Genomic DNA, 15,340 nt, shown 5'->3' on the forward strand with positions numbered 1-15,340 from the left:
TAGATACAATAGTGATGGTATGCCTATTGATATCGGGAGGTGCCTATGGCCGAGGCTGGCATCGGCGTTGATATTGTCGAGATTGCCCGCATGGAACGAATCATGCGCGACACTCCCGGCTTCTTCCCGCGCATGTTCACCGAAGAAGAACGACAGTATTGTGAGGCCAGTGCAAGGCCGGCAGCACACTACGCCTGCCGGTTTGCCGCGCGTGAGGCCGTTTTAAAGGCTCTCGGTGTCGGATTTGGCCAAGAGGGCATTGGGCGTAAGGACGTCTCTGTCTCTCGTGATGCCAATGGTCGCCCGCTTGCCGTCTTGTCTGGTGGGGCCTTGGCCGTTGCCCAGCGTCTTGGCGTGCAGGAAGTGGCCCTTTCCCTTTCGTTCACGGGTGAGCTTGCCGTTGCCAATGCCATGGCGATTACTCCTGATTTCAGGCCTAAAGCTAAGGAGGAGCGCGTTTCCGAACGCGAACGTCTCGCGCAATCTTTTCGCGAGGCGCGTTCGGTTCTCGACGAATTGGAACGCGTTCAAAACACTGAGCTGCTAGAATCGACTGGCGATGCGCCGGTTGTCGAGAAGGGTGGTGCCGCATGAAGCCTGTGCTGAATGTCGAGGAGGTTTTACGTCTCGAGGACCTCATTGAAAAGGAAGGCACCTCCAAGGCTGCGCTTATGGAGCATGCTGGCGAGTTTGCTGCTGATCGTGTGTACGAATTCGCGCCCAAACACGTTGTTGTCCTTTGTGGCTTTGGCAACAACGGCGGTGATGGATGGGTCGCTGCCGATATCCTCAGTCATAAGGGCGTCACGGTTGATGTTGTCACGCCCATCGAGCCCAACGAGATCAAGAGTCCCATTGCTCGCCATGTGGCTCGAAGGACGGCGGGGCGGGATGTTCGCGTCGTTGTGGGCCCTTCTCGTGATGAGCTTACCGCTATTCTCTCTAAAGCCGATGTGGTGCTCGATGCAATATTGGGAACCGGGTTCTCGGGGTCTGTCCGCGCGCCGTTTTCCATCTGGATTCCCGCGCTCAACGAGCTTGGCCTCACCGTTGTTTCCATCGATGTCCCCTCGGGTCTCAACGCTGAGACAGGTGTTGTTGATTCCGTCTGCGTAGAGGCCATGGCGACTGTCACGCTTCTCGCTCCCAAGATCGGTTTGTATAGCGGAGAGGGGCCCGAAGTTGCTGGAGAGATCTCCTGCGGTGAGCTGTATGACCGGCTTGACGAGGTGATTGACGACGTCGAGCATGCGGCAGAGATCATAGAGCCGGCGGACTTGGTGGAGTATATTCCAGATTTACCTGCCAACGTCAATAAATATAGTCGCGGATCCGTTTTGGTCGTCGCTGGCTCTGCAACGTATCCAGGAGCGGCAATTCTGGCGGCCAAGGCGGCCGCGCGCGCTGGTGCCGGCTATGTGACGGTTGCCGCCCCCGAGCCATGTGCCAACCTGATTCGAATGGCGCTTCCGTGCGTTCCGGTTGTGGGTATTCCCTCCGACTCCCGCGGTGCGTTCGGTGCGGCGGCGAGCTCCCCCGTTCGTGAGCTTGCAAAGAAATTTGATTGCGTGTTGTGTGGTCCTGGCATGACGGTGACGGCGGGCGGTATGCAGGTGGTGACCGACCTTCTGCGTACCGAAGTTCCCTTGGTGCTCGACGCCGATGCACTCAACTGCATGAGCAGGCTGGCAATCGGTGGAATCGAGGAGACGCCGGAGGTGTATCGTCGTGAGGCACCGCTCATCCTGACGCCGCATAATCGCGAGCTTTCGCGACTTGTGGGAGATGCGCGCGTCGATGATTTGAGCTCCGCCATCGATGCGGCGCAAAAGCTTGTATGGGCCGCTGGTTCCGACAACCTCATCGTGATTGCAAAGGGCCCCTCCACGGCAATCGTGGGTGTTGAGAAGGTGCTCCTGCCTATGAGCGGTCCCGCATCATTGGCGACCGCGGGTTCTGGTGACGTGCTTGCCGGCATCATTGCCGCTAACGTCGCGGTGAGTCACGGCGAGGTCGATCGCTGGGAGCTGCTTTGCGCCTATGCGGTCGCCGTGCACTCGTATACCGGATATGCCGCCGCGGCTGCCATGGGCGAGCGAAGTGTCATCGCGACCGACCTGGTCGACGTATTGGGCGATGCCATGCACCTTGTCGAGAGCGAGGCGCTCAAGGATGCCGGGATCGAATTGGGGGAGTAGGTCATGCAGACGTTGAGCGAACCACCCACACGTTGGGCGTGGTCCGAGATTAACACGGGCGCCCTGCGTCGCAATACGCGAGCATTCAAGGGGCTTGTGGGAGCGCGTCAGCGCCTCTGCTGCGTGGTCAAGGCGGACGCCTATGGACACGGAGCGGCTGCATGCGCAAAAGTCATGCATGCAGCAGGTGCCGACATGTTTGCCGTCGCAACGGTACTCGAGGGCGTCGCCCTGCGCGAGGCGGGGCAGAAGCTCCCCATCCTTCTTCTGAGCGAACCTCCCACCGATGCCATCGATGCGCTGCTCGAACACGAGATTATGCCCTCCGTGTATTCACCGGAGTTCGCATGGGCATATGGTGAGCGGGCGGCGAGCCTTGGCAAGGTGGGCAAGTACCACATGGCCATCAACACGGGCATGAATCGAATTGGCGTGCACTATACGGAGGCCATCGATTTCAGACGCAGCGTCGACTTTCATTCCGGGTTGCAATGCGACGGCACGTTCACGCATTTCGCGACTGCCGACGAACCCGATGGATGGGATCATCAGCTGCAGTGCAAGCGGTTCTCCGAGGCGATCTCCGGCTTGCGCGAGGCGGGCTTTGATCCGGGAATTGTGCATTGCGACAATACGCCGGGATCGATTTTGAACCCGTCGATGCATTTCGACATGATCAGGGCGGGAATCGGTTTGTATGGATTGCAGCCGTGTGACCGCACCGCCACGGTGTTTCCGCTTGAACCTGTGATGAGCATCAAGGCTCGCGTGACGCATGCGTGTCATCCGGCCATGGGCGAGGGAGTCGGCTATGGGTTTACCTACCGTGTCCCGCGCACGCGTGTTGAGATTTGCACCCTGCCGATCGGTTACGCCGACGGCCTTCCGCGCGTTCTGTCCAATCGTATGGAAGTGCTGTTCGATGGGCGACGCGTTCGCCAGGTGGGAAATATCTGCATGGATCAGTGCATGGTCGCCATCAGCGAAAACCCCATGCGCCCGGCACCCGAGGCCGAGGTGGGAGACCTTATGACGATTGTGGGGCGCGATGGCGAGGCGCGGATTACGCTCGACGAGCTCGCTGCCGCGTGCCAGACCATCAACTATGAGTTGGCATGCGGGTTTGGCATGCGCTTGGAGAAGATTTACGTATAAAGGGGCTCGCCGGGCTCGAGGTGACGAAGGGACTTCGCAATGGGTGTCATGCACATTCCCGGACATGAGAATCAGAAGCCACGGGAAGTCTCGCTCGATGAGATTCGTTCTGTCTTGGGTGACTGCAGGCTGTGCGAGTTGTGCCAGACGCGCACCAATATCGTGTTCGGCGTTGGGAATCCTCGCGCGCGCGTGATGTTTGTGGGGGAGGCTCCTGGTAAGAACGAGGATCTGCAGGGCGAGCCGTTTGTGGGGCGAGCGGGCGAGAATCTCAACGGAATCCTCTCGCTCGCTGGTCTGCGCCGTGAGGATATCTATATTGCCAACGTGCTCAAGTGCCGGCCTCCGGGAAACCGTAACCCCAAGGCGGACGAAGTCTTGGCGTGTTCTCCTTTTTTGCGCGAGCAGATTAGGAGCATTTGGCCGGATGTCATCGTGACGCTGGGAAATCCGGCGACGCATTTCGTGCTCAAGACGGAGGTCGGCATCACCAAGTTGCGCGGCCGCTTCCACCAAATGGGGCATTTCACCGTCATGCCAACCTTCCATCCTGCGGCCGCGTTGCGAAACCCGGCGTGGCAAGAGCTGCTCGAAGCGGACTTCCGCATGTTGGGGGAGTATTTGGCGCAGCATCCCATCGATGCCGGACTGCGCACCGCCCATGAGGCACGTGCCAAGGGCGAGGGTGCAGGGACGTCGACCGTAGATGCCTCCAACTCGGATGCCCTGCCACGGATGGGAGAGTAGTATGGCGCTTTCGCGCAAGGGGGACCGGCTCTACGAGAGTGCGTCCGTTGAGGATACGGTTCGCTTGGGAGAGCTTGTCGCTGCCTGTTTGGCCGATGGCGACGTGTTGGTGCTCACCGGCGGCTTGGGTGTGGGCAAGACGCATTTCACCAAGGGCGTCTCGGCTGGACTGGGTGATGACCATCCCGTGACGAGCCCCACGTTTGCCCTGATGGCTGTGCATGATGGCGGACGCATTCCCTTGTTTCACTTTGACCTGTACCGCCTTGAGCACGCCTATCAGCTCGAAGACACGGGCATCTTCGATGTGCTCGGCTACGAGGGGGCATGTCTCCTCGAATGGGGCGAACAGTTCCAGAACGAGTTGACCGATGAGTATCTGGGCGTAGTCATATCGCGCGTCGAGGGTGAGCCCGCTGGGCGGAGTATCGAGCTTGTGCCACATGGCGCACGCGCGGAGGAGCTGGCGCAAGCCATCGACGCTGCGGTCCTGGCCGCGCGGTAGGTGCGTGGCTGCGGCTGCGCGGCACCCCCCGTTTGATCCCGGGGATGATTTGGATGAACGATTGCAGTTTGGAAGGGCGCTTCCGATGAAGTTGGACGATTTTCGCACGCTGATTGTGGCGATTGACACCTCGACGGACATGCTCGCGTGCTCGGTTGCCTGGTGGACGCCCGAGGTGTTCTTTGACGACACGCCCTCGCGTGCGTGCGTGGAGGTCCTGGCCTCTCGTGACCATCGGTGCCGCAGGCATGCGAACGTCGAGTTGGTCGATACGGTGAAGGCGACCCTGTCGGATGTCGGTAAGACGATTGAGGACGTGGGCGGGTTTTTGGTTGGACGCGGGCCCGGTTCGTTCACGGGGGTGCGCATTGGCATCTCGACGGCAAAGGGTCTCGCCTGTGGCGCGAATGTGCCGTTGATGGGCGCGTCGACGCTCGACGCCTACGCTTGGACGGCGTGGCGCTCCGGCGTTCGCGGCATGATCGGCGTTGCGGCAGATGCCATGCGTGGCGAGATCTACCCGGCTTTGTATGAGGTGGGCGATGGCGGCCCCAAGCGCCTGTTTGAGCGAGAGCGCGTGATCAAAGCGGATCTCGTCGTCAAGGAGTGGACATCTCGGCCAGATGCCGCCGATATCCAACTCACGGGTGACGGCCTGGTGCGCTATGGGAAGCTTTTTGAGCCATCGGGCATGATGGCGCGCGCGTTGCCGCGTGAGCTTTGGTGGCCTACGGGCGAAGGGTTGCTCTTGGCTGCCGCGAGCCCCGAGGGCCTCATGGCCGCCGGCAGCAGTGATCCTGCCGCCGTGCTGCCCGTGTACACCAGGCTGTCCGATGCCGAGGAGAACGAGCGTAAACGCTTGGGGCTCGCCGAAAGCGTTAATACTGCCACGACCGGCGTGGCTGACGAGCTGGCGGGTCGCCACTTGCAGCTGCGCCCCATGGCGGCGGCGGATGCGGAGGCCATGGCAGCGCTGGAGCGTACGTGCTTTGTCGGCGCGGGTCACGAGCCGTGGAGCGCATCCATGTTTTTGGCGGAGCTTGACCCTGAGGCCCCGGCTGCCCGCTCGTGGTGGGTCGCTCACGACAACGGCGAGCTGATTGGATTTGCCGGCGGCATGGTCGTGGACAAGGACGTGGAGATCCTGGACGTTGCAGTCGCGCCCGAGCACCGCCGTGAGGGCATCGCGCGCAAACTGCTCGCGCATGTGAGCTATGACGCGCAGATGCTGGGGTGCACCTCGGCATCACTCGAAGTCGAAGCTGGCAATGCGTCGGCGATCGCCCTGTATGAGAGCCTGGGATTCGTCGAGGTGGGGCGTCGTCGTGGATATTATGGGGCAGGAGTCGACGCGCTTGTGATGGGGGCCTCCTTGCCCTTGGTGCTGCCCGTGGATGCCGCCTCGCCCGAGCCGACCGCGGCATCGGTGCGCGAATGGCCCCTGCCTGCACCTGAACGCACCGACGACGAGGCCGCCGAGCTCGCCCGTCGTCAACTTGTGCTCGCCATCGAGAGCTCTTGCGACGAGACGGCTGTGGCCATCATCGACGCCGCAGGCAATCTGCTGGCAAATCAGGTGTCGACCCAGATCGACTTCCATGCGCGCTTTGGCGGCGTTGTGCCCGAGATCGCCTCGCGAAAGCATGTCGAGGTCATCGTGGGCATTGTTGATGCTGCCCTGGGGGAAGCCGCGGTGTCGCTGGGGCTCAAGGGCGGTGCCATTGCTCCTTTCGAGCTTGCTGCCGTGGGCGTGACGCAGGGGCCGGGCCTCGTGGGTGCGCTGGTGGTGGGCGTGGCGTTCGCGAAGGGCTTTGCCTTCGCCGCGGATAAACCGCTTATCTGCGTGAATCACCTTGAGGGGCATCTGTTCGCCAACAAGCTCACCACGCCCGATCTTGAGCCGCCGTTTATCTTCACGCTCGTCTCGGGCGGTCATACCATGCTCGTGCATGTGCGGGCTTGGGGCGATTATGAGGTCATGGGCGAAACGCTCGATGACGCCGTGGGCGAGGCGTTCGACAAGGTCGCCAAGGCGTTGGGTCTGGGTTACCCGGGCGGCCCCGTGATTTCGCGCCTCGCGGAAGACGGCAATCCCAAAGCGATCGACTTCCCTCGCGCCCTTAACAGCAAGGGAGACTACCGCTTCTCATTGTCGGGCCTGAAGACCGCCGTGACGCTGTACATTGAGCAGGAGACTGCGGCCGGTAGGACAATCCATCTTCCCGATTTGGCCGCCTCGTTCGAAGCGGCGGTGTTTGACGTGCAGTACAAGAAGGCGAAGAACGCACTGCGTGAGACGGGTGCTCGCGAGTACTGCATCGGAGGTGGCGTCGCCGCAAATCCGCACCTGCGGAAGATGATGATCGAGAAGCTCGGCCGTCAGGGAATCCGCGTGACCGTGCCACCGCAGAACGCCTGCACTGACAACGCGGCGATGATTGCCGTGGTGGCCCGCGAGAAGTTCCTGCGCGGAGAAAGCTCCGACTTTACGGTGGACGCCGATCCCAATATGACGCTGTAGCGACCCCGGCCGCCCGCCACCGCATGGGCGTTTTGTCCGCCGCGAGTTCCGCACGAGCCGGAGGGTCCAGTGGACCCTCCGTGCGAGCAGGACTGCCCGAGCGCCGGACAAAACGCCCCTGCGGTGGCGGGCCTAGAGGCAGACTTGTGGCCATTGAGCCGAGCGCGGCGGAAACAGGGTGTTTCATAGTTCGAAACACGTGAGAAATATAGTTGACTCCATCTTGCTAAAGCGTGATACTGCACTATGTTCACTTTAGTCGATGAAAGCAGAAGGGCTTTCGTCAGGACCAAGAGGGTTTTTGAAGTCATGCATCAGTTCAGCCTATACATTCGCCTAATTATTAGCTAGCACGGGTTGGCGTGGTGTCGCCGCCCGTGCATTTTCACGGGCGGCTTATAGGTTGTGGGCCGTCGTATCGTTCGACGGCCCATTTTTTTGGCTTTAAAACTCACGAGGGGGAGGAAAACATGAACGGAGTTGTATTGATGGTGGTGGCGGCGGCGGTTTTGGCCGTCGGCTACCTGGGATACGGTCGCTGGCTCGCCAATACGTGGGGCGTTGACCGTGAGGCTCTTACGCCCGCTTGCCGCATGGAGGACGGCAAGAACTTCTCGCCCGCTTCGGCGTTCACCGTGTTCTCGCACCAGTTCAGCTCGATCTGCGGAGCCGGTCCCGTTACGGGTACCATCGTCGCCATGGCCTTTGGCTGGCTTCCGGTCGTGCTGTGGGTTCTTGTGGGCGGCATCTTCTTTGGCGCCGTGCACGACTTCGGTGCGCTGTACGCCTCGATGAAGAATAACGGCAAGTCGCTCGCACAGCTTATCGAGAAGTACATCGGTCGCACGGGCCGTCGCCTGTTCCTGCTGTTCAGCTGGTTGTTCTGCCTGATCGTCATCGCCGCGTTCACCTCGATGGTCGCCGGCACCTTCAAGTTCACACCCGACGCCGCCGGTGCGGTCGATGTTGCCAAGTCTTACGCCGCGGGTTGCGCCGGCACCATCTCCATCCTGTTCACGTTCGTCGCGATGGTTTTTGGCTGGGCTTGCAATAAGTTCAACCTCACGGGTGCCAAGCAGTTCGTTACCGGCGTCGTGCTCATGGTTGCCATGTTCGCCGTTGGCATGCAGTTCCCGGTCTACCTCGATCTCAACGGCTGGATCGCTGTCGTGATGGTCTATCTGGTCTTCGCTGGCGCCATGCCCATCCAGATGCTCAAGCAGCCCCGCGACTATCTGACCTCCATCATGATGATCGTCATGATCGCGTGCGCCGTGCTCGGCATCGTCGTTCTGGGGGCCAAGGGTCAGGCCACCATCACCGCACCGGTGTTCACGGGCTTCACCACCGCCTCCGGCATGATGTTCCCGGTCCTGTTCGTCTCCGTTGCGTGCGGCGCGCTCTCCGGGTTCCACAGCCTCGTGTCTTCCGGAACCTCCTCCAAGCAGGTTGAGAACGAGGCCGACGCCGTCAAGGTCGGATACGGTGCCATGGTAGTCGAGTCCTTCGTGGGCGTCCTTGCCATCATCGTCGCCGGCATCATGTTCTCCGACATGAACACCGCGGGAACCGGCGCGCTCAACGCCGGCGTCGCCTCCACTCCGTTTGCCATTTTCGCCACCGGCATTGCCCGCGGCATGCAGGCATTTGGCGTGGACGGCACCGTGGCCACCGTGTTCATGACCATGAATGTTTCCGCCCTCGCCCTGACTTCCCTTGACGCGGTTGCCCGTATTGGCCGCACGTCTTTCTCCGAGTTCTTTGCCACCAGCAATGACGCCCTCGCCGTTGAGAACGAGAAGACCGGCGTCATGAAGGTTCTCGGCAACCCGTGGGTGGCCACCGTTGTGACGCTGCTGCCCGGTCTCGCCCTCACCTTTGGCGGTTACCTCAACATCTGGCCGCTCTTTGGCGCTTCCAACCAGCTGCTCGGCGGTATGACCATGATCACGCTGGCCGTGTTCTGCAAGTGCACCGGCCGATCCGGTTGGATGCTCTACGTTCCCGTTGCGTTCCTGCTCGTGTGTACTTTCACGTCGCTCGGCATGAGCATCATGGGCTGCGTCACTGCGCTCCAGGCGGGCGGTATGGCCGTGATGGCAACCTCTGGTTTGCAGCTCGTCTTCGCCGTGCTGCTGGTCGCCTTGGGCCTGATCGTGGCCGTGAACTGCCTCAAGGAGCTCGTGGGCAAGGATTCTGGCTCCATGCCCGATGAGGAGCCCGAGTGGTCCGAGATGGGCGCCCGCGATTACCGCGCCGGTAAGTTCTCCGGTAAGGCCGAGGTTCCCGAGGGTATGGGCGTCGAGGCATAAATCCTCTTAGGACGCCTGCGGGTTGCCCGAAAGGGCACGGTCTGGGGCGTTCTTGCCCCGTCCTCGCATCAGCATAGCCCCCACGTGAACGGGCTTCGTCGTATGCGCGACGAAGCCCGTTTTTCTTCGGTCGTTTTGCTGCAGTCGATTTAGCAGATGCGGGGGAGCTGCTCGCCCACGAGCATGTCGAGGATGCGCGTTGAACCCCACGGGGTGCGCACGCGGACGGAGCCCGTTGTGCTCGCGGGTTGGCTGGAGCCATCGGGCAGCGCGGCGATCTCGCCGATGATGGCGGCGTTTTCGCCGTAGCGCGATGCGCGCATGGCGGCAAGGGCAGCTTCTGCCTCTTCTGCGGGCACGACGGCAACCATCTTGCCCTCGTTTGCCACTTGGAGCACGTCGTAGCCGAGCATCCCACACGCGCCGCGCACGGCGGGTTTGACGGGGATGGCCTCTTCATCAACGGCGATAAGGACGCTACTTGCCTGCGCGAACTCGTTGAGTGTGCTCGCAAGACCTCCGCGGGTGGGATCGCGGAAACACCGGGTGTGAGGTGCCGCTGCAAGCACGTCTGCGATGAGGTGGTTGAGTGGCGCGGCATCGCTCTCGATGGGCGTGGAGAATGTGAGGCCCTCGCGTTGACTCATGACGGCAATGCCATGGTCGCCAAGGGTGCCCGAGACGAGAACGAGGTCTCCCGGCAGGCAATTCGAGCCGGAGAGGTTGACACCCGCGGGCACGATTCCCACGCCGGCGGTATTGATGTAGACGCCGTCCGCCTTGCCGCGCTCAACGACCTTGGTGTCGCCGGTGATGATGCGCACGTCCGCTTCGCGGGCGGTTACGGCCATGGATTGGCAGATGCGTCGCAGGTCTGCGAGCGGATAGCCCTCCTCCAGGATGAATCCGCACGACAGATAGAGCGGTCGCGCCCCCGAAGTTGCCACATCGTTGACGGTGCCGCAGATGGCCAGCCGACCGATGTCGCCGCCGGGGAAGAACTGTGGCGTAACTACGAAGCTGTCGGTTGACATGGCGAGCCGCGCCTGCGCGGTCGTGTCGTCGTGGGTGGCGGGTTCACGGGTGGACGGCGAAGTGCCGATTGTGGCTGATGGGGACAGCTCGGCAACGCCTGCGTCGTTGCCGGCGAGGAGCTCGGGCGAGCCAAAGGCCTCGAGGAACACCTCGTCGATAATGCGCTTCATCATCTGCCCGCCCGATCCATGGCCGAGCTGCACGGTTTCTGCTTGTATGCCCATGATGCCTCCTTGGTGCTATGCGCGGTATCGATAGTACGCGGCGCAACTGCCCTCCGAGCTCACCATGCAGGGGCCGACGGGGTCCTCGGGCGCACACTTCCGGCCAAAAAGCGGGCATTGGGTTGGTGCGATGCGCCCGCGAAGTACATCGCCGCAGCGACATCCCTGTGGCTCAACGGTCTGTTCGACTTCCACCTCAAAGCGGCGTGTGGCGTCGAATGCCGCGAAGTCGTCCCGTATGCGCAGTCCCGATTGCGGGATGGGGCCCAGCCCGCGCCAGATCGCGTCGCAGGGCTCAAAGACCTGATTGACGAGTGCGCGAGCGACTGCGTTGCCCTTCGTATCTACACCGCGACGGTATGCATTTTGGATGGCGGGTTCGTCCCTTTCGACCATGTTGACGAGCACGGCGATGCCCTCCAAGACATCGACGGGCTCAAAACCCGTGATAACGCCGGGGATGCGGAACTCATCGACAAGGAACCGGTACGGCTCGATGCCGGTAATGGTCGAGACGTGTCCGGGAAGGATGAACCCGTCGATGTGCGTATGCGGATCTCCTGCAATCGCGCGGAGTGCGGGTGGCGTGGTTTTGTGGGCGCAGAAGACTGAGAAGTTCCTGAGGCTCTGCGCCTGCGCCTCGAGGATGGCGGCGGCTATAGTCGGTGTCGTGGTCTCAAAGCCCACGCCCATGAAGATGACCTCGCTGCCGGGATTGTCATGCGCAAGCGAAAGCGCATCGAGTGGCGAATACACCATGCGCACGTCACGGCCCGCAGCCTTCTCCGCCGCGAGCGAACTCGTTGACCCGGGCACACGCATCATGTCGCCGAATGTCGCAATAATGGCTCCGGGCACGCGCGCGAGGGCGATGGCGTGGTCGATGTCTTGATTGGCGGTGACGCACACGGGACACCCTGGTCCGGAGAGCAGACGCAGTCCATCGGGCATGACTGAGCGGAAGCCATAACGGCCGATGCTCACAGTGTGCGTGCCACAGACCTCCATGAGGTTGATGGCGTGACCGCCGGCGAGTGCGTGGATGGTGTCGATGAGCGATCGGGCAAGCGCCGGATCGCGAAAAGCGTCGAGTGGGGGTGCTGCGTTCGCCGCGACGTCTTTAGCGGTGCCCTGGGTCATGCCGGAAGTTCCTCATCAATCAGATCGGCAAGGTCTTCGACGATGCTGAGGGTTTCCGCTGCTTCTTGGGCATCGATGATTTGGATGGCAAAGCCGGCGTGCACCAGCACATAGTCGCCTACCGCGGCGTCTGGTGTGAGGCGTATGGAGACCTCGCGCTGCGCGCCGAGCATATCGACCGTTCCGCGCGCGTCATCGTGTAGCGAGAGTATTTTGCCGGGAACCGCGAGACACATGCCAACCTCCCAGGGTCGCGTCATCGGTCTAGATGGTAACGCTACGGGAAAAACGAAGCAACGAACCGGCGTGCCGCGGGTGCTATGCGCCGACGATCCACGCGGCGACTGCCGCTTGACCGTAGGCTATGCATCCGTCGTTCAGCGGAAGGCTGTGAGGTGTGAGGACAGTGAGCCCCTCCTGTTCGAGCGCGGAGGAAACGCCGTCAAGGAGCAGGCGGTTCATGAAGACGCCGCCGGAAAGCGCAGCGGTGCGCACGCCGGTGGCACTTGAAATGCCGATGACGGTTTTTGCGGTGATGTTGATGATTGCCCGATGGACGTCCCATGCAAGCTCCTCGACGGGTGCGCTGTGCGCCATTCCGTCGAGGAGCTTGATGAGAAGCGGGTGGACGTCGATCGTGGCCTCTTCGGTGGGCAGATGCTCCCCGAGGCGGTTCGTGTGGCCGTGCGATGGCCGGGGGCTTGCGGTAAAGCAGTTGCCCTCGTCGTGGTGCGCGCCTGCGCCGAAGCGCTGCGCGCTTACGGCACCGCACCTCCGAGCGTGTTTCCACGCGGCGGCCTCGAGTTCGATTGCCGGTTCGCCTTCGTATGTCGCCACGTGGCATATGCCAAGGATGGCGCTTATGGCATCGAGCAGGCGACCCATACTGCTGGTGCTTGGGCAATTGATGCCGCGCTCGAGCATGCGGGAAGTGAGCGCGCGCTCATCGGAGCCCAGTGTTGCAAGGAGCGTGCTGGCGCCGGAGTGGTTAAGAAGGCCGTGTTGCTCAAGCAGAGAAAACGCGTTGCGGCGCGGGTCGCGCACGCTGGTGCTCCCGCCGGGAAGGCGCCAAGGCTCGAGATGCGTCACGCGCTCATAAGACGAGAGGCTTGCGAGGAGAATCTCTCCGCCCCAGATGGTGCTATCGAGCACAGGTTTGCGGAGGGGACCTTCGGGGTTCGGAGTCGCCCCCGCCCCCGTGCCGTCAAAAGCGATACCGATAACACGTGCAGCGGGATCGATCTCTCCGTGCACGGCGGCCTCCGCGATGACGGAGGCGATGTGCGCATGATGGTGCTGCACGCGGACGAGTGGAAGGCCCAGTGCCCGTGCCTGCTCCTGCGCCCATTGGCTGGAGAGGTATCCCGCGTGGGCATCGCAGGCGAGCACGGAGGGGCGCACATCAAAGAGCTGCGACATGCGATCGAGCGCCGCTTTCCACGCATCGAACGTCTCCGCATTTTCAAGGTCGCCGATATGCTGGGAAACGAAGCACTCTTCCGCATCGTGGCTGCCGGGGCGGGTGAGCGCAAGGGTCGCCTTTTGCTCGGGGCCGCATGCCAAAATGCAGGATGAGCGCGAAGCGGGCGGAACGGGCAGCGCAATAGGGCGCGGGGCAAAACCTCGTGCCCGCCGCACGAGCTGGACCTTACCGTTGACGACCCGCACGACGGAGTCGTCGAATCGGGAGAGAATCGCTCGGTCGTTGCCCAGTAAAGCGTCCGCCAACCCATTGACTACCAGGCGATTCCATGCGCGCCCATCGTCCATCTCGATGGGCTCTTCGCTTACGTTTCCGCTGGTCATAACGAGCGCATCGACCCCGCGCGTTCGGCATTCCTCCATGAGCAGGTGCTGGAGCGGCGTGTAGGGCAACATGACGCCGAGCTCGGGAAGGTCGAACGCGACGGCGGGGGCGAGCAGCACCTTGTCTTCTTTTGTGGGGCACGTTTCTTCGGCGTGCCGCATGAGCAGGACGATGGGACGGACGCTTCCGGTAAGCAGGTCGCGTTCCACCTGGCTGATGTGGCACAGCTCCTGTGCGACCTGCATATTGCGCACCATAACGGCGAGCGGTTTATTGCTTCGGCGCTTTCGGCGGCGCAGTTCGCGCACGGCCTGCTCGGAATCGGCGCGGCAAGCGAGGTGAAAACCGCCCAAGCCTTTGATCGCCACAATGCCATCGGCGGCGAGGACCTCGGCGCAACGCGCGATGATGGCATCGCTTGCTTCGAGCTTATCGCCCATTGTGGTCTCGTGATCTTCTCGTTCGCGCCATGTGATGTGAGGGCCGCACGCAAAGCAGGCGTCCGGCTGCGCGTGAAAGCGCCGGTCAAGGGGGTCGCTGTATTCGTCGGCGCAGTCGGGGCACATGGGAAAAGCGCTCATGGAGGTCTTGGCGCGATCATAGGGCAGATCGCGAATGATGGTGAAGCGCGGTCCGCAGTTGGTGCAGTTGATGAAGGGGTAGTGGTAACGTCGGTCTGCGGGATCGAAAAGCTCGCGCAAGCAGTCGTCGCATGTGGCGATATCGGGGGAAACCAGCGTCGTGTGGGCCGTCGCATCGCGGGAGGCGACGATGCGGAACGCGGGCATGCCGCAAGACTCGTGGGCCTCTGAGTGCTTTCTGCGCGCGCTCGTCCCGCCCGATGTCGTCGATGCCTGCACCACTGTGTCGTCGTGTGCGTCGAGCTCCTCCACGGCGATGTGATCGATACGGGATGCCGCCGGCGCGTGATCGCGCAGCGAGCGCACGAACACCTCGAGTGCATCTTCTGCCGCACGGGCCTCTATATGAACTCCGTCTCCGGCATTGAGCACCCATCCCGAAATGCCATGCGCCACCGCTTCGCGGTACACGAACGGGCGCATGCCCACTCCCTGGACAATGCCGGTGATATGTATGCGCACGTGTTTCATCGCCAGGTGCTTTCGTGTTTGTTTGCCATTGCGGATTCGCTTGCGTGGCGACGGGCTTTGGGTCGCCTAGAGTTCTAGGCTGGATGTGGTCGCCGCGCAGGTGAATTCGCCATGGCTGACCCCGCGCAGGCCCAAGAGCCTGTCGGCGAGCTCGTAGACGCGCGCGCCGATTCCCTTGAGGGCGAGAATCTCGAGGCAGTTGTGGTGATCGAGGTGTACATGCATGGTAGAGACGATTTCATCCGTGTAGTCATGCTGGACCTCGTCTAAACGACGTGCGAGGTCTCCGGTGTGATGGTCGTAAATCATGGTGAGCGAGCCAATGACCTGCTCTTCTGGAGTGCGCGTAGTCTCGCGGACAAGGGACGCGCGAATCAAGTCGCGAATGGCCTCGGAACGGTTTGCGACGTCGCCACGTCGGGAAATCTGCTCGTCAAAGGTGGCGAGAAGGTCTTCGGGCACGGTGACGGAAAAGCGGGCGAGTTCCCCGGAGCCGCTCGATGGCTGCACGGTGTAGCTTCGGGCATTGCTCTCGGCGCATGCATGATGGCTGTGGCCGATGTGGGCGTGCTCGTGCGCCATGA

The 15,340-nt window shown here is 62.1% G+C and carries 12 protein-coding genes; 7 read left to right on the top strand and 5 right to left on the bottom strand.

Features of this window, described 5'->3' with window-relative positions; genetic code table 11:
- Positions 1–45 precede the first annotated feature (45 nt).
- The 7 genes from acpS (at position 46) to DWV48_RS01340 (ending at position 9,438) form a co-directional block, all read left to right on the top strand.
- Positions 46–594 (top strand): holo-ACP synthase, encoded by a 549-nt coding sequence (acpS, locus tag DWV48_RS01310; protein ID WP_118652691.1) that lies wholly within the window; start codon positions 46–48, stop codon positions 592–594.
- On the top strand, positions 591–2,198 hold the full coding sequence (locus DWV48_RS01315; protein ID WP_118652693.1) for an NAD(P)H-hydrate dehydratase: 1,608 nt from the start codon (positions 591–593) through the stop codon (positions 2,196–2,198). Before acpS ends, DWV48_RS01315 begins: the two co-directional genes overlap by 4 nt.
- Before the next feature lie 3 nt (positions 2,199–2,201).
- Complete coding sequence (gene alr, locus DWV48_RS01320) at positions 2,202–3,353, top strand: alanine racemase (protein WP_118652695.1); 1,152 nt, start codon at positions 2,202–2,204, stop codon at positions 3,351–3,353.
- A 39-nt stretch (positions 3,354–3,392) separates the two neighbouring features.
- Entirely contained in the window at positions 3,393–4,100 is a 708-nt protein-coding gene (locus DWV48_RS01325; protein WP_118652697.1) for a uracil-DNA glycosylase, read from the top strand.
- A gap of 1 nt (position 4,101) precedes the next feature.
- A complete protein-coding gene (gene tsaE, locus DWV48_RS01330; protein WP_118652699.1) occupies positions 4,102–4,605 on the top strand; it encodes a tRNA (adenosine(37)-N6)-threonylcarbamoyltransferase complex ATPase subunit type 1 TsaE in 504 nt (167 codons plus the stop codon).
- Between the two features lie 85 nt (positions 4,606–4,690).
- Positions 4,691–7,126, top strand: a complete 2,436-nt coding sequence (gene tsaD / locus DWV48_RS01335; protein ID WP_118652701.1) for a tRNA (adenosine(37)-N6)-threonylcarbamoyltransferase complex transferase subunit TsaD — start codon at positions 4,691–4,693, stop codon at positions 7,124–7,126.
- Between the two features lie 470 nt (positions 7,127–7,596).
- Positions 7,597–9,438 carry a carbon starvation protein A gene (locus tag DWV48_RS01340; RefSeq protein WP_118652703.1) on the top strand — a complete coding sequence of 614 codons (1,842 nt, stop codon included), beginning with the start codon at positions 7,597–7,599 and terminating at the stop codon, positions 9,436–9,438.
- Between the two features lie 149 nt (positions 9,439–9,587).
- Here DWV48_RS01340 and hypE read toward each other — a convergent pair whose 3' ends face one another.
- From hypE to nikR, 5 genes are all read right to left on the bottom strand, one after another.
- On the bottom strand, positions 9,588–10,697 hold the full coding sequence (hypE, locus tag DWV48_RS01345) for a hydrogenase expression/formation protein HypE (protein WP_118652705.1): 1,110 nt from the start codon (positions 10,695–10,697) through the stop codon (positions 9,588–9,590).
- Positions 10,698–10,712: 15 nt separating this feature from the next.
- Positions 10,713–11,837, bottom strand: a complete 1,125-nt coding sequence (gene hypD, locus DWV48_RS01350) for a hydrogenase formation protein HypD (RefSeq protein ID WP_118652707.1) — start codon at positions 11,835–11,837, stop codon at positions 10,713–10,715.
- On the bottom strand, positions 11,834–12,073 hold the full coding sequence (locus DWV48_RS01355; protein WP_118652709.1) for a HypC/HybG/HupF family hydrogenase formation chaperone: 240 nt from the start codon (positions 12,071–12,073) through the stop codon (positions 11,834–11,836). The genes hypD and DWV48_RS01355 overlap by 4 nt, the downstream gene beginning before the upstream one ends.
- 82 nt (positions 12,074–12,155) lie before the next feature.
- Positions 12,156–14,756: a carbamoyltransferase HypF gene (hypF, locus tag DWV48_RS01360; protein WP_118652711.1), complete on the bottom strand. Its 2,601-nt coding sequence runs from the start codon at positions 14,754–14,756 to the stop codon at positions 12,156–12,158.
- Between the two features lie 66 nt (positions 14,757–14,822).
- Complete coding sequence (nikR, locus tag DWV48_RS01365; protein WP_118652713.1) at positions 14,823–15,338, bottom strand: nickel-responsive transcriptional regulator NikR; 516 nt, start codon at positions 15,336–15,338, stop codon at positions 14,823–14,825.
- Between the last annotated feature and the right edge of the window lie 2 nt (positions 15,339–15,340).

It is taken from the genome of Collinsella sp. AF08-23 (genome assembly GCF_003479805.1).
GTDB lineage: Bacteria > Actinomycetota > Coriobacteriia > Coriobacteriales > Coriobacteriaceae > Collinsella.

What these genes read in the sequence shown, in the direction of transcription:
- acpS (WP_118652691.1), top strand. Translation starts at nt 46, where the DNA reads ATGGCCGAGGCTGGCATCGGCGTTGATATTGTCGAGATTGCCCGCATG.
- DWV48_RS01315 (WP_118652693.1), top strand. Translation starts at nt 591, where the DNA reads ATGAAGCCTGTGCTGAATGTCGAGGAGGTTTTACGTCTCGAGGACCTC.
- alr (WP_118652695.1), top strand. Translation starts at nt 2,202, where the DNA reads ATGCAGACGTTGAGCGAACCACCCACACGTTGGGCGTGGTCCGAGATT.
- DWV48_RS01325 (WP_118652697.1), top strand. Translation starts at nt 3,393, where the DNA reads ATGGGTGTCATGCACATTCCCGGACATGAGAATCAGAAGCCACGGGAA.
- tsaE (WP_118652699.1), top strand. Translation starts at nt 4,102, where the DNA reads ATGGCGCTTTCGCGCAAGGGGGACCGGCTCTACGAGAGTGCGTCCGTT.
- tsaD (WP_118652701.1), top strand. Translation starts at nt 4,691, where the DNA reads ATGAAGTTGGACGATTTTCGCACGCTGATTGTGGCGATTGACACCTCG.
- DWV48_RS01340 (WP_118652703.1), top strand. Translation starts at nt 7,597, where the DNA reads ATGAACGGAGTTGTATTGATGGTGGTGGCGGCGGCGGTTTTGGCCGTC.
- hypE (WP_118652705.1), bottom strand. Translation starts at nt 10,697, where the DNA reads ATGGGCATACAAGCAGAAACCGTGCAGCTCGGCCATGGATCGGGCGGG.
- hypD (WP_118652707.1), bottom strand. Translation starts at nt 11,837, where the DNA reads ATGACCCAGGGCACCGCTAAAGACGTCGCGGCGAACGCAGCACCCCCA.
- DWV48_RS01355 (WP_118652709.1), bottom strand. Translation starts at nt 12,073, where the DNA reads ATGTGTCTCGCGGTTCCCGGCAAAATACTCTCGCTACACGATGACGCG.
- hypF (WP_118652711.1), bottom strand. Translation starts at nt 14,756, where the DNA reads ATGAAACACGTGCGCATACATATCACCGGCATTGTCCAGGGAGTGGGC.
- nikR (WP_118652713.1), bottom strand. Translation starts at nt 15,338, where the DNA reads ATGGCGCACGAGCACGCCCACATCGGCCACAGCCATCATGCATGCGCC.